Source organism: Paenarthrobacter sp. GQ52 (assembly GCF_059759005.1).
The window spans coordinates 150,375-164,358 of record NZ_JCAXEJ010000002.1 but is presented as its reverse complement, the minus strand read 5'-3'; the positions used below and the strand labels follow the sequence as shown (position 1 = coordinate 164,358).

The 13,984-nt window shown below is 60.4% G+C and carries 13 protein-coding genes; 6 read left to right on the top strand and 7 right to left on the bottom strand.

Features of this window, described 5'->3' with window-relative positions; all coding sequences use genetic code 11:
- Positions 1-206 precede the first annotated feature (206 nt).
- The gene (locus AC6CH8_RS04305) at positions 207-566 is read left to right on the top strand and encodes a cupin domain-containing protein (RefSeq protein WP_498188865.1); all 360 of its coding nucleotides are present in this window, start codon (positions 207-209) and stop codon (positions 564-566) included.
- Positions 567-643: 77 nt separating this feature from the next.
- On the opposite strand, the gene AC6CH8_RS04300 is transcribed toward AC6CH8_RS04305, so the two are convergent.
- The 7 genes from AC6CH8_RS04300 to AC6CH8_RS04270 form a co-directional block, all read right to left on the bottom strand.
- Positions 644-1,342, bottom strand: coding sequence for a GntR family transcriptional regulator (locus AC6CH8_RS04300; protein WP_091467140.1), 699 nt, complete (start codon positions 1,340-1,342; stop codon positions 644-646).
- Between the two features lie 33 nt (positions 1,343-1,375).
- Positions 1,376-2,830 (bottom strand): NAD-dependent succinate-semialdehyde dehydrogenase, encoded by a 1,455-nt coding sequence (locus tag AC6CH8_RS04295; protein WP_091467142.1) that lies wholly within the window; start codon positions 2,828-2,830, stop codon positions 1,376-1,378.
- 25 nt (positions 2,831-2,855) lie between these two features.
- Positions 2,856-4,109 (bottom strand): aspartate aminotransferase family protein, encoded by a 1,254-nt coding sequence (locus tag AC6CH8_RS04290; RefSeq protein ID WP_498188861.1) that lies wholly within the window; start codon positions 4,107-4,109, stop codon positions 2,856-2,858.
- An 80-nt stretch (positions 4,110-4,189) separates the two neighbouring features.
- Positions 4,190-5,323, bottom strand: a complete 1,134-nt coding sequence (gene solA, locus AC6CH8_RS04285; RefSeq protein ID WP_498188860.1) for an N-methyl-L-tryptophan oxidase — start codon at positions 5,321-5,323, stop codon at positions 4,190-4,192.
- A 2-nt stretch (positions 5,324-5,325) separates the two neighbouring features.
- Positions 5,326-6,093, bottom strand: a complete 768-nt coding sequence (locus AC6CH8_RS04280) for an amino acid ABC transporter ATP-binding protein (protein ID WP_498188857.1) — start codon at positions 6,091-6,093, stop codon at positions 5,326-5,328.
- Complete coding sequence (locus tag AC6CH8_RS04275) at positions 6,090-6,986, bottom strand: amino acid ABC transporter permease (protein ID WP_498188855.1); 897 nt, start codon at positions 6,984-6,986, stop codon at positions 6,090-6,092. Before AC6CH8_RS04275 ends, AC6CH8_RS04280 begins: the two co-directional genes overlap by 4 nt.
- Before the next feature lie 44 nt (positions 6,987-7,030).
- Entirely contained in the window at positions 7,031-7,951 is a 921-nt protein-coding gene (locus AC6CH8_RS04270; RefSeq protein WP_420180976.1) for an ABC transporter substrate-binding protein, read from the bottom strand.
- A gap of 336 nt (positions 7,952-8,287) precedes the next feature.
- Here AC6CH8_RS04270 and AC6CH8_RS04265 point away from each other — a divergent pair, with 336 nt between their 5' ends.
- From AC6CH8_RS04265 to AC6CH8_RS04245, 5 genes are read left to right on the top strand one after another with little or no spacing between them, the layout of a single operon-like run.
- On the top strand, positions 8,288-8,962 hold the full coding sequence (locus tag AC6CH8_RS04265) for a haloacid dehalogenase type II (RefSeq protein ID WP_498188852.1): 675 nt from the start codon (positions 8,288-8,290) through the stop codon (positions 8,960-8,962).
- A gap of 26 nt (positions 8,963-8,988) precedes the next feature.
- Positions 8,989-10,266, top strand: coding sequence for an NAD(P)/FAD-dependent oxidoreductase (locus AC6CH8_RS04260; RefSeq protein ID WP_498188850.1), 1,278 nt, complete (start codon positions 8,989-8,991; stop codon positions 10,264-10,266).
- A 17-nt stretch (positions 10,267-10,283) separates the two neighbouring features.
- Positions 10,284-11,834: an aldehyde dehydrogenase family protein gene (locus AC6CH8_RS04255; RefSeq protein WP_498188848.1), complete on the top strand. Its 1,551-nt coding sequence runs from the start codon at positions 10,284-10,286 to the stop codon at positions 11,832-11,834.
- Positions 11,831-12,949 carry a tartrate dehydrogenase gene (locus AC6CH8_RS04250; protein ID WP_091467154.1) on the top strand — a complete coding sequence of 373 codons (1,119 nt, stop codon included), beginning with the start codon at positions 11,831-11,833 and terminating at the stop codon, positions 12,947-12,949. The genes AC6CH8_RS04255 and AC6CH8_RS04250 overlap by 4 nt, the downstream gene beginning before the upstream one ends.
- Positions 12,946-13,926: a D-2-hydroxyacid dehydrogenase gene (locus tag AC6CH8_RS04245; protein WP_498188846.1), complete on the top strand. Its 981-nt coding sequence runs from the start codon at positions 12,946-12,948 to the stop codon at positions 13,924-13,926. Before AC6CH8_RS04250 ends, AC6CH8_RS04245 begins: the two co-directional genes overlap by 4 nt.
- Positions 13,927-13,984 lie beyond the last annotated feature (58 nt).

Sequence of the window (13,984 nt, the reverse complement as noted above, 5' to 3'; positions counted from 1 at the left end):
TACTCCCGGACGGCGGTGTGGGCCAGACCCGGGGCCGGCAGTCAGCGGCGGGAGCATTTGGCCTGAGCCTGGGGACAACGTCCATTCTGCGGCCATTTTCAGCAATGTCTATCGTCGATTGTTGACAATTGATAGGATGGAACCTGTGCTCTTCCAATGACGGCGGGCACAGTCACGCGGGGCTCAGGCCCCAGAAGGAGTAATCAATGGTCAAGGCCACTGTCATGAAAAATGCAAATACCGAGAACCCTGGCGAACACCTTCCGAAGCCCACATCAAGCACTCCCGGCCAGACTGAAGTGTCCCTCCGCCTTTGGGCCCGGGAAGGACTGAAAACCGGCATCTGGGAGGCGACGCCCGGTGTGTCCACGAGTACCAGGCCCGGCTATGACGAGATCTGCCAGATCCTCAGTGGCACGGCGACCATTACCGAAGAAGATGGAACCAGCTTCGAAGTCGGTCCCGGCTCCTTGTTCGTCACGCCGGCCGGCTGGACGGGAACGTGGACCATCCATGAAACGTTGCGGAAGATGTGGGTAGTTGCCGACCTTCCCAAGGTCCAATAGCGAAGGTCCAGTAGACGGAGTGAAGGGCCCGGTTCACTGAACCGGGCCCTTCACTCCGTTCGGATTTTCGACGATGCCTAAGCGGTTATTCCCGTCACTTCAGGCTTGGACGTAAGGTCCTCCACGGCTTTCTGCATGTGACGTTTGATGGCGTTTTGCAGGCCACTCCGATCGCGCGCTTCGAGTAGGTCCAGGATCATTTGGTGTTCCTGCACCAGCGCATCGATACGTGGGTAAGCCACTTCCAAGCTGAGGATACACATCCTGGATTCCGCAGCCAGGGTCTCGTAAATCCGGATCAGGCGCGTGTTCCCTGTTCCTGAAACAAAGGCAGTGTGGAATTGCATATCCAGCCGGGCGATAGCCTGCCAATCCGAAGCCGCGACCTGTTTGGCCATACTTCGGATGATGCCCTTGAGCTCCCGGCAGGTGTCAGCGACCTGATCCGGTTCGGAATCCAGAAGCGTGTTGGCGGCGGCCAGTTCCACAGCTTCACGGACCGCATAGATCTCCCTGACGTCATCCGTGGAGAGTTCCAGCACGAAGACGCCGCGGTTGCGCTTGCTCACCAGGATGCCTTCCTGACACAGCCGTTGCAGTGCTTCGCGGAGCGGGCCCCTGGACGTGCTGAGCTGACTGGCCAGTGCCGATTCGTTGACTTGTTGTCCAGGCCTGAAAGCTCCCTGGACAATAAGCTCCCGCAATTGGTCAGCTATCAGCTGCGCCGTGGGCCGGCCCTCCAAAACGAACATTCCCTCCGGTGCCGCCATTGACATCCCCTCATTCCATGCTTCGGCAATTTGAATTTATTAGACCGCTACTGCGGTGTACTTGTATTCCAAAAACTCTTCAATCCCAATTTTGCCGCCTTCGCGTCCCAACCCGGACTGTTTGACCCCACCGAACGGCGCGGCGGGATTGGATACCAAGCCGGTGTTCAGCCCGACCATTCCCACTTCCAGATCGGCGGAGAACCGCATGGCCTTGTCCATGCTCTCCGTGAAGACGTACCCCACCAGGCCCCATTCAGTATCGTTGGCCAGGCGCAGGACTTCGTCTTCGCTGTCAAACGGTGTAATGGCAGCTACAGGGCCGAAGATTTCCGTGGACATCAACGCTGCGTCCGTGGGTACGTCCACCAGGACGGTGGGGGAGTAGAAGTAGCCAGGCCCTTCCGGACGGCTGCCGCCGGTCAGGACACGTGCGCCCTTGGACACGGCGTCCGCGACCAGGCTTTCGACCTTTTCCAGGCCCTTCTGTTCAATCAGGGGCCCGACGTCGGTCCCTGCCAAAGCGCCATTGCCTACCTGCAATTCTGACATCTTTTTGGAGAACTTCTCGCCAAACTCTTCCACTACGGAGCGGTGGACGAAGAAGCGGTTGGCGGCCGTGCAGGCCTCGCCCATGTTCCGCATTTTGGCCTTCATGGCTCCATCCACGGCCTTCTCGATGTCCGCATCGGCCAGCACAATGAAGGGGGCGTTTCCGCCGAGTTCCATGGAGGACCGCATGACGTTGTCAGCAGCCTGGCGCAGGAGGACCTTTCCCACTTCCGTGGAACCCGTGAAGCTGATCTTGCGCGCAATCCCGCTGTCCGTCCAGGTCCTGACCACGCTTGAAGCGCTCGACGTCGTCACAACGTTCAGTACGCCGTCGGGGAGTCCTGCTTCCTTGAAGATTGCAACGAGCGCCAGCGATGTGAGGGGCGTCAGCTCCGCCGGTTTGAACACCATGGTGCAACCGGCAGCAACTGCCGGCGCGATCTTCCGCGCGCCCATGGCGAGCGGGAAGTTCCATGGCGTCACCAGTACGGAAGGACCAACAGGTTCCTTGGTGATGAGGATGCGGGTGTTGCCATCAACGGAGCTGGCGTTGTCTCCGCCGATCCGTACTGCCTCTTCGGAGAACCAGCGGAGCATATCGGCGCCATAGGCCACTTCGCCCTTTGCCTCCGTGAGGGGCTTGCCCATCTCGGCAGTCATGATGGCTGCCAATCGGTCCGTATTGGCAATGACGAGTTCGTAAGCGCGGCGGAGAATGTCCGCGCGTTCCCGAGGCGTGGATTTTCCCCACGCTGCTTGGGCGCGTCCGGCGGCCTCAATGGCCAGGGCGGCATCTTCGGGGCTGCCATCGGCAACGTGGGCGATGACTTCGTTCGTTGCGGGGTTTTCCACTGCAAAGGTGGCGCCGTTTGCGGCCTGCTGCCAGCGTCCATTGATGAACAGGTCTGTCTGCAGTGAGCTGGGATCAAATGAGGGGGTCATGGTGGCTCTTTCAGTGATCGGGGGACTAGGAGGTGGCCGACTTGAGTGCCTGCGAGAACCTGGACAGGCCAAGCTGGATCTCGTCGCTGCTGACGTTCAGTGCGGGGATGAGGCGGATGACGTTGCCGTGCGGCCCACAGGTCAGGAGGAGGAGCTCTTCCTTGATGGCAGCCTGCTGAACGGCCAGTGCAGTTGCCGCGTCCGGGGTGTTGTCTGCTGCAGTGAATTCGACGCCCTGCATCAGGCCCCGGCCGCGAACGTTGCCGATTCCGGCGAACTCGGTTTGCAGTGTCTCCAGTCCTGCCCTGAGTTCGTCGCCGCGGAGTAGAGCGTTTTCCACGAGGTTTTCGCGCTTGATGACACCAAGGGTGGCCACTCCGGCTGCTGCCGCGACGGCGTTCCCTCCGTAGGTTCCGCCTTGGGAGCCTGGCCAGGCTTTGCCCATCAGCTCTGCGGAGGCGGCGATTGCCGAGATGGGGAAGCCACTGGCGAGGCCCTTGGCGGTGATCACTACGTCAGGCAGGATTCCGGCCCAGTCGTGGCCCCAGAACTTACCGGTGCGGCCAACGCCGGCCTGGACTTCGTCGAGGATCAGCACGATGCCGTGTTTGTCTGCTCGTTCACGCAGGCCTTGGAGGAAGGCCACGGGGGTGGGGATGTAGCCGCCGTCACCGAGTACGGGTTCGATGATGAAGCCTGCTGTGTCACTGGGCGCACTGATGGTCAGGAGCAGGTGGTCCAGTTCCTTCAGCGCGAAGTCGACGGCGGTGGCTTCGTCCCAGCCATACCGGTACCAGTGCGGGAACGGGGCTACGTGCACGCCACCCATGATGGGTGAAAACCCTGAACGGAACTTTGTTCCAGCTGTGGTGAGGGAGGCCGCGGCGACTGTCCTGCCGTGGAACCCACCTTGGAAGGAGATGATGTTGGGCCTGCCGGTGGCCATACGGGCCAAGCGGATTGAGGCTTCTACGGCCTCAGAGCCGGATGTTGCGTAGAAAACGCTATCCAAACCTTGCGGCAACACAGTACCCAGCAGCTCGGTGAGCTCCAACAGCGGCTTGTGCATCACGGTGGTGTATTGGGCGTGGACAATCTTGCCCACCTGTTCGCGGGCGGCGGCCACAACATCGGGGTGGCAGTGACCGGTGCTGGTGACACCAATCCCGGTGGTGAAATCCAGGTATTTCTTGCCGTCGGTCGCGTGGATCCAGCTACCGGCCGAGTGGTCGACAACCACGGGGGTTGCCTGCTTCAGGATGGGGCTAAGTGTTGCCATGGCTTCATACTTTCTTAGGAACTGTAGATTGTCAACAATTGGCGAATCGCGTGTTATTCCCGTTGCTCACGCGGAACTCGTCAGGGTTCTTGAAACCGCTGGGGCCGCAGGAAGTCCAGACCGTCGAACCAGCGCTTGCCGAGCGCTTCGTTGGCTGCAATTTCTCCGTAGCCGGAGGCCATTTTGAAGCCGGCTCCGGAGAATCCGGTTGCCGAGTAGACCCTGGCGGATTTGCCGAGGAAACCCATCAAGGGCTGCGAATCGGAGGTGAAGAGGTCCGGGAACGCATCCGAGCGCACGATGCTGGGAATCAAGCCCGGGAAGAACTCCGAAACTGTCTCTATGGTTTCCGTGATCTCCGCTGTGCTGAGATCACGGGGCACGGAGTCGGCAGCGGGAGTTGGTGCCCCGCGACCATCGAGAGTGGCTTTGACGGTTACGCCGTCCACTGCCGGCGCCCCATACATGGAGCGATTTCCCGAAATCCTGATGAAGATCGGAAATTTTTCCGGTGAGAATTGTTCTGCTTCGCGGGCAACGAACCATGAGAGGAAGATCCGCTTGGTTTCGGTGTGGGCTTTGAGGTATTCGGGCATGAGTTGTTTGGACCAGGCGCCCGAGGCAACGATGACCCGTTCGAAGGTCCAGGAGTTTTGACCGGACGTGATAACGACGCCGTCGTCAGTTTCAGTGATGCTGTCAATCGGAGTGTTGGTCTTGACCGATGCACCGTTGGATTCCGCCGCGGTGACGGCCGCGGTGATGGCGCGATCGGTTCGCAGGGCGCCGGCGTTGGGGTCGTAGACGGCGATATCGTCGGAGCGGAGGTTGTGTTGGGGGTAGCGGGCGGCCATTTCCTCACGGCTGAGGATCTGGTGGGCGGCGCCGGTGATTCGTGTCGTTTCGAGCAGGCTGCGGAGGTATGGTCCGTCGGTGGTGCCGATGGACAGTCCGCCGCAGCGGGTGAAGATGTCTTGCCCGGTCTCCGCTTCGAGTTCTGCCCAAAGTTCGCGGGAGCGTTCCAGGATGGGGTAGTAGGCAGGGTTGCCGCGGTAAATCATGCGGAAGAGCCGGGTGTCTCCGCCTGCGGCGCTGCGTGCGTGTGCAGGGGAGTGCGCTTCGAATCCCACTACGGAGTCGGTGAGTCGCGAGGCTTGCCAGAGGGCCATGCTGCCGATACTGCCCAAACCGATGACGGCGAGCTTTCCGTCCATGGTTAGAGGACCTGCTTGAGGAAGGCTTGGGTGCGGGGTTCTTTGGGGTTGGTGAGGATTTCGCGGGCGTCGCCGCGTTCTACGACGTTGCCTTCGTCCATGAAGATCAGGGAGTCGGCTACTTCGCGGGCGAAGCCCATTTCGTGGGTGACGACGACCATGGTCATGCCTTTTTGGGCGAGGTCTTGCATGACGTTGAGGACTTCGCCGACTTTTTCGGGGTCCAGGGCGGAGGTGGGTTCGTCGAAGAGGATGATTTCGGGGTTCATGGCCAGGGAACGGGCGATGGCCACGCGTTGCTGCTGCCCGCCGGAGAGTTCGGCTGGGTAGCGGTCCGCGAAGGCGCCGAGGCCGACGCTGGTGAGGAGTTCCTGGGCTTGTTTGGCTGATTGTTTTTTGTCGGCGTGTTTGACCAGGACGGGTCCTGCCATGACGTTGTCGCGGGCGGTCATGTTGGGGAAGAGATTGAAGGATTGGAACACCATGCCGACGCGGGTGCGTTGTTGGGCGAGTTTTTTGGGGGGTAGTGCGTGGTAGGCGGTGTCGGTTTCGTAGTAGCCGAAGTCTTCGCCGTTGACTTTGAGGATGCCGGAGTCGACGGTTTCGAGGCCGTTGATGCAGCGTAGGAGGGTGGATTTGCCGGAGCCGGAGGGGCCGATGATGCAGCAGATTTCGCCGCTGGCGATGTCGAGGTCGACGTCTTTGAGGACTGTTTTGGGTCCGAAGGATTTGCGGATTTTTTGGGCGTGGATGGTGCCGTCAGCGTTCATCGTGCGATGCCTTCCGGTGCGGTGAGTGTCACTCTGCGGGCTTTGCGGGGGACCCGGGCGGAGGTGTGGGAGTATTTTTGCTCGAGTTTTGATTGGGGGTAGCTCAGCAGCATGGTCATCACGAGGTACCAGAGGCTGGCGACGATGAGCAGCGGGATGGTTTCGTAGGTCCGGGCATAGATGAGTTGGGCGCTTTGGAGCAGTTCGGCCACGCCGAGGACGGAGACCAGGGAGGTGCCTTTGAACATACCGATGACCTGGTTGCCGGTGGCCGGGATGATCGAGGGCATGGCTTGGGGGATGATGACTTTGCGCATTTTCATGGCTCCGCTCATGCCCAGGGAGTCGGCGGCTTCGATTTGGCCTTTGCCCACTGAGGAGAATCCGCCGCGGATGATCTCGGCCATATAGGCCGCTTCGTTCAGGGTCAGGCCGATCAGGGCTGCAGTGATGGGGCCCATGAGGGCGTTGGTGTCGATCGCGGTGCCGATGTCGGTGAAGGGGATGCCGATGCTTAGGTTCGGGTAGAGGGCGGAGAGGTTGAACCAGAAGATCAGTTGGACCAGGACCGGGGTTCCGCGGAAGATGGTGATGTAGACCCCTGCGAGGGCGGCGATGGGTTTGATGGTGGAGGCCCGCATGATGGCCAGGCCCAACCCGAGGAGGGTGCCCAGGGCCATGCTGGCCACGGTGAGGAAAATGGTGAGCATCAGCCCGCGGAGGATCGATTCGTGCGTGAAGTACTTCGCGACGACGTCCCATTTGAAGTTCGGGTTCGTCGCGACCGAACTCAGGACACCGATACCGACCAGGATGCAAACCACCCAGGAGACGTACTCGAACGTGCTGCGCCGCTTAAGGCGCGGCTTCAATGCCGAATCCAACCCGCTCATCACATTGCTTCTTTCCATCATCACTTGCTTCATCGGGGCGCCCACTAGTTCAGCTTGGCGTCGGTGATGGCTCCGGAGTCCAGGCCCCAGTTGTCGAGGGACTCCTTGTACTCCGGGGTCTGAAGGACGGACTGGAGAGCCGTCTGGAAGGCCGGAGTCAGGGGTGAGCCCTTCTTCAAGCCGATTGCCGTCAGATCGCTGGACCCGACATCGACCCGACCCACAAGTTCGAAGGAGCCCGGCTGCTGCTTCTCAGCCCACCCGAGTGCAGTTGTGTCGTACAGGATTCCGTCGATGCGCTTGGAGTGCAACTGGGTCAGCGCGTCCTGGACGTTGGGCAATGTCACGCCGTTGATGGCCGGCTGTCCCTTTGAAGTGCAGGTCTGCTCGCTGAGAGCCGGGAGGCGCTTGAGCTGACCGGTTGAACCTTGCGTCACTGCGATGTTCTTACCGCACAGGGTCTCAACGGTGAGCTTGAGTGGGTTGCCTGCGGCCACGGCCACGGAGTTGCCGGCTTTGAAGTAATCGATCATGTCCAGGACCTTGAGGCGTTCCTCAGTCTTGGACATGGTGGTGGCAGTGAAATCGAAACGGCCGCCGTCGAGGCCGGGAACAATCGTGTCGAACTTCGTGTCCACGAACTTCAGCTTCAGGTCAAGCTTCTTCGCAATGAGCCTGGCGATGTCCGGGTTGAGGCCGATCGGAGTCGTATTATCCTCAGCCAGGAAGGTGGTGGGCGGGTAGTGCAGGTCCATGGCAACCGTGAGCTCGCCCTTGTCCTTGATGGACTGCGGCAACAGGGCAACAGCAGCTGAATCAGGCTGGACGCCCTCGGAAATGTCGGTGGTGTTTGCAGTCTTGCTGTTGTCTGCGGAATCGCTGTTCGCGGTGCCTCCACAAGCGCTCAGTGCCAGCAGTACGGCAAGTCCGGCAGCTGCGGTTTGCGCCTTGGTTCGAATCTTCATGGTGCTTCCCTTCGGGGGAGTCGGGCGGTGGGGGAGGGGAGAAGGTCTTGGTTGTAATGTGATCCGGATCTCTCCGTCATCTACTGCAATGCAACCCCCTCAACAGTAGATTGTCAACAATTGACAGAAACTTTTTTCAACAGATCCGCTCGTTGAGAATCGTTCTAACCAGGCGCCAGAAACTGTTGACAATTTACAATTTGGCGGCCTAAAGTCGAGTCAGCGGTCGAGAAGCTCCCGGACTGCCCGGCAGGTTTTTACGGGTGCATCCGCTTCACTCGACACCCTTACACGCGGCCCGCCCGCCCCCATATCCCGAAAAGAAACGGACTTGACATGGCAGAGACCAATTCCCGGCCGAAGTACATCTCCTTTGATATCTACGGCACACTCATCAACTTCGACATCGATCCCACTACGCGGCGTTTGCTCGATGGCCGAATCTCTGAAGAGCAGTGGCCCGCCTTCAAGAAGCAGTTCCGTGGATACCGCTTTGACGAAGTACTGGGGGATTACAAGCCGTATGAGCAGATCCTCCAGGATTCCTTTGATCGTGTGTGCAAGCGCTGGGGAATTGGGCCTACTGAAGGCGCAGGCGCAGCATTTGCTGATGCTGTCCGTGGCTGGGTTGCCCACGACGACGTGCCGGCCCCGCTGAAGCTCATGGGCGACAACTACCAACTCGTGGCTCTATCCAACGCGGACACCAGCTTCCTGGACATCAGCATTCCCAAGCTCGGCGCAAACTTCCACTCAGTCCTCACCGCCGAGCAGGCCCAGGCGTACAAGCCCCGGTACCAGGCTTTCGAGTACATGCTAGACACGCTGAATGCCAAGCCCGAGGACTTCCTGCATATCTCCTCCCACACTCGCTACGACATGCATCCCATGCACGACCTGGGTTTCCGGAACCTCTGGATGCTGGACCGCGGCTATGACCCCATCGGCGACGGCTACGACCTCAGCACAGCAAAATCCCTGGACGAGATCAACAAGTACCTCGGTCTCTAAAACGACCACGAGGCGAAAGGCCAACCGTGAAACTTGTTCCTTACTGGCTCGACACTGCAGAGCCATCTGGCGACTACCGCCGCACTCCAGTCCCGGAGAACGTAGATGTCGCGATTATCGGCGCGGGCTTTACCGGGCTGTCCGCAGCACTTGAATTTGCCAAGCAAGGCGCCACTGTTGCTGTCTTCGAACGCCACACTGTTGGTTGGGGCGCGTCGGGCCGCAACGGGGGCATGGCTACCACTGGTTTGGCCATTGGGTTCAGTACGGCAGTCAAGCGCTACGGGGCTCCCCGTGCCGTTGAGATGTTCCGCGAATACAACGACGCTATTGAAACCATCGAGAAGCTGGTGCACGACAACGGCATCGACTGCGACTTCAAGCGCTTCGGCAAGCTCTCCCTCGCGTTCCACAAGTCCCACTACGACGGCTTCCTGAAGTCTCAGGAGCTGCTCGCCAACTTGGTTGACCACCAGGTAAAGGTTATTCCCAAGTCCGAAATCCACAGCGAAATCGGCACCGACTTCTACCAGGGTGCCATGATGGATCCGCTGGGCGCGGGTCTCCATGTGGGGAAGTTCGTGCACGGGATGGCGAAGGTGGCAGCTGACAACGGCGCAGCCATCTGCGAAAACGCATCGGTCACCGAGCTGAACAAGGTCTCGGGCACAGTGCACGATGTTCACACCACCCGTGGAATTACCCGGGCCAAGCAGGTCCTGGTCGCCACCAGCGGCTACACCGGCAACGTCACCCCGTGGCTGCAGCGTCGCGTGATTCCTGTGGGCAGCTTCATCATCTGCACCGAGCCTCTGTCCGAAGAGGTCGTGAACCGCATTCTGCCCAACAGGCGCCAAGCCTCTGACAGCAAGATGCTGACGTACTACTTCCGCATCACGCCGGACAACAGGTTGTTGTTCGGCGGCCGCGCACGCTTTGCGCTGTCCAGCCCGGATTCGGATGTAAAGAGTGCGGAGATCCTGCACAAGGCCATGACCGAACTCTTTCCCTATCTGTCCAACGTCAAGGTGGACTACATCTGGGGTGGCCTGGTGGACCTCTCCATGGACCAGATGGTCCATGCCGGCCAGCATGATGGCCTGTTCTACTCCCTTTGCTACAGCGGACATGGTGTTCAGATGGCTGCGCACATGGGCAAGAGGATGGCCCACTACATGGCGGGGGACAAGCAGGCCAACGTTTGGGAAGATCTGAAGAACCCGCCTGTGCCCGGCCACTTCGGCCCGCCATGGTTCCTGCCGTTTATTGGCGGAGCCGCGAAGATCATCGACCGCATCAAATAGGCAGGGTAAAGGATCACATGAGTTCATCAACCAAAGTCGCTGAAGCGCGCCCGGAAACACGGCAGGAGACGGCCTACAGGCGGGCAAGTATCGCGGTCCTGCCAGGAGGTGCGTTCCTGGAAGGCCGTTGGGAGACAGCTGACAGGATCCTCGAAGTCAGGGATCCCGAAGACGGCGTTCTCTTGGGAAGTGTGTGTTCCTCCACCCCGCAGGATGTCAGGCGCGCGGTTGCCTTCATCCATCGCCACCTCCAGGAAGACGATTGGGCCCTGCGGGACCGCAGGGAGGCTTTGGAACGAGCTGCAGTGTTGCTCGCGGACAAAGCCGTACGATTCGCGGAGATCATTGCCGCGGAAAGTAGCAAGACCATCAACGAGGCTGAGCGCGAAGTGCGTCGGTGCATAGAGACGTTGAGGCTCTCCGCTGCCGCGTCAAGCGAACTCGTCGGAGAGACTCTCGCCTTTGAAGACAGCATGGCCGGAGCCAACAAAATTGGCTGGTACAACCGCAAACCAGTGGGAATTATCGCGGCCATCACCCCCTTCAATGATCCGCTCAATCTCGTGGCACATAAGCTGGGCCCGGCACTGATCGGAGGCAACGGCGTCGTCCTTAAACCCTCGGGCCGCACGCCGCTTACGGGCCTTGCCTTCATCCAACTGTTGCTTGAAGCGGGCGTCCCCGCCGGTCGCCTTGCCGCCATTGTCTCCGGCCCGGGCGTCTCGGAAGCGATCGTGACGGACCCACAAGTGAACCTCATCTCCTTCACTGGTGGACCGAAAACTGCCGATCGCATCGCTGCCGCTGCGGGAGCAAAGAAGGTTCTGTCCGAACTCGGCGGCAACAATGCGACGATCGTCTGTGCGGACGCCGACGCCAAAGCTGCTGCTGCTGCGATCGTGGCCGGTGCCTTTGGCGTGGCCGGCCAGAACTGCCTTTCCGTGCAGCGGGCCTACGTTCACGTCTCCCTGTTCGAACACGTCCTGGAAGAGGTGGTGGCCGGGACACGGGCGCTGCGTGTCGGGGCCAAATTCGATCGCACCACGGACGTCGGACCACTGATCAGCGAAGCCGAAGCCCGCCGTGTGGAGGAATGGGTGGAGGAGGCCACAACACTTGGTGCGAGCGTCCAGGTGGGCGGCCGGCGTAGTGGTGCGTTCTACCAGCCAACCGTGCTCACTGACGTGCCTGCCGAGGCCTTGGTCATCAGCGAAGAAGTGTTTGGCCCGGTGGTCAGCATCATGCCGTTCATTCAGGTCGCCGACGCCATCCACGCCGCCAACGACTCCGACTACGGGCTTCAAGCCGGCGTGTTCACGGAATCGATCGAGCTGGCCCTGGCCATTGCCGACAAGCTGCACGTGGGGGCCGTTGTCATTAATGAGACCAGTGACGTCCGGATCGATTCGATGCCCTTCGGTGGTTTCAAGAAATCCGGTGTGGGGCGTGAAGGTGTCAAACATGCGGTACGTGAGATGACCGAACCCAAAAGCACCATCATCAAATTGGCCGAGCCCGCCACCCGATGGCAGCAACTCACTGCCACCTCAGAACGGAATGCATCATGACGACCCACAAAATCGCAGTTATCGCGGGCGACGGAATAGGAAAGGAAGTTGTTCCCGCAGCCATCGAATGCCTCGAACGGATCGCGCAGCTCCATGCCATTAGCCTTGAGTTCACCCACTTCGATTGGGGCTCGGACTACTACGGGGAGCACGGGCGAATGATGCCGCTGGACGGGCTGGAACAGCTGGCGCAGCACGATGCCATTTTCCTGGGCGCCGTAGGCTCCCCGGAGGTTCCGGACGCTGAATCTCTGTGGGGCCTCCTGATTCCCATTCGCCGCGAATTCCAGCAGTACATCAACCTCCGACCCGTGAAAACGCTCGACGGCGTCAAGTCGCCTCTTGCGAACAAGGAACCGATCGATATCCTCATCGTTCGTGAAAACAACGAAGGGGAATATTCTGAGGTCGGGGGTCGGGCCTACCGCGGGCTGCCGCACGAGACCGCCGTCCAGGAAACCATCTTCACCCGCCTGGGAGTATCGCGTGCGGCGCATTACGCGGCATCGCTCGCCTCATCCAGGAAAGGTCACCTGACCTCCGCGACGAAAAGCAACGGCATCATCCACACCATGCCCTTCTGGGACGAAGTCGTGGAAGAAACCACCCGTCTGTATCCCGACGTGACACTCACCAGCGAACTGGTTGATGCACTGGCTGCACACCTGGTCCTGAAGCCCTGGACCTTCGACGTCATCGTTGCCTCCAACCTGTTGGGGGACATCCTTTCGGACTTGGGCAGCTCGGTCACCGGGTCCATCGGGGTAGCTCCCAGTGCCAACCTGAATCCTGAAGGCGACTTTCCGTCCCTCTTCGAACCCGTCCACGGATCTGCCCCGGACATTGCAGGCAAGGGATTGGCGAACCCGGTAGGTCAGATCTGGTCAGGGGCAATGATGCTCCAACACTTGGGCCACCCGGCGGCTGCCGAGCATCTGCAGTTGGCTTTCGAGTCCGTGTTGCGAGAGGGGTTGGGTACCCGCGACGTTGGAGGACCGTCGTCGACCTCTGAGTTCACAGCGGCTGTGCTGGCTGCCATTGACGTCTTGGAAGCTCTGGGACAGGCGGAACCCGGTGCTCCCAAGCCAGCGGCAGCAGCGGCGTCGTCATCATGACGAATGCCGAAGGCAATCGGCCAATCGTCGCCGTCCTGTACCGGGAGTCCCTGCCGCCCAGATTGGACGAAATCGCGGAGCTGGCCGAAGTCCGCCTGACCAAGGCTGACGGTCTCCCCGAGGCAATGGATGGTGCGGACGTTCTTTACCAATGGCATTCCTTCTCACCTGCGCTGCGCGAGAACTGGGCGTCAGCTTCGTCGCTGAAGTGGGTGCACGTCTCAGCTGCGGGCGTAAGTCAACTCTTGTTCGATGACCTGATCAACAGCAACGTGGAATACACGAATTCACGTGGCGTCCTGAGTCGCGCCATTGCCGAGTTCGCCCTGGCGTTTGTCCTGGACATTGCGAAGGATGCGCAGGGTTCGCTGAGGCTTCAGCAGGGCAGGCGCTGGCAGCATAGGGTCACCCGGAAAATCCAAGGCCAGCGCACCTTGGTGGTGGGAACGGGCTCCATTGGTCGGGAAATCGCGTCCTTGTTCCGCGCTGTTGGCCTGCGTGTCAGCGGCGCCGGGCGCAGCGGCCGACCAGGCGATGCGTACTTTGAAGAGATCCATTCTTCCAAGGACCTGGCCTTGGTGGTCGGCGACTTCGACTACATTGTGCTGGCCGCGCCGCTGACCGACGACACCAGAGGCTTGGTGGACGCCGCTGTCCTTGCGGCCATGAAGCCCACGGCTCACCTTATTAATGTGGGGCGCGGGGAACTGGTCCGCACCGACTCACTCGTGGACGCGCTTCGCTCAGGTTCCATCGCCGGCGCGGCGCTGGACGTGGTCCATCCGGAACCACTTCCGGCGGAACACCCGCTGTGGAGCATGGACAACGTCATCCTTACCCCTCACATGAGCGGCGACACCGAAGATTACCTGGACGATCTTGGGAAGCTGTTCGTGGAGAACCTCTGGCGGTTCAGCCGGGGTGAACCATTGCAGAACGTCGTGGACAAGAGGCTCGGGTTCGTTCCTGTCTCCTGATCCCTGTCACCCGGATTGGATGGCCGTGAACCTGAGCACATTGTTACGGCACTTCGAA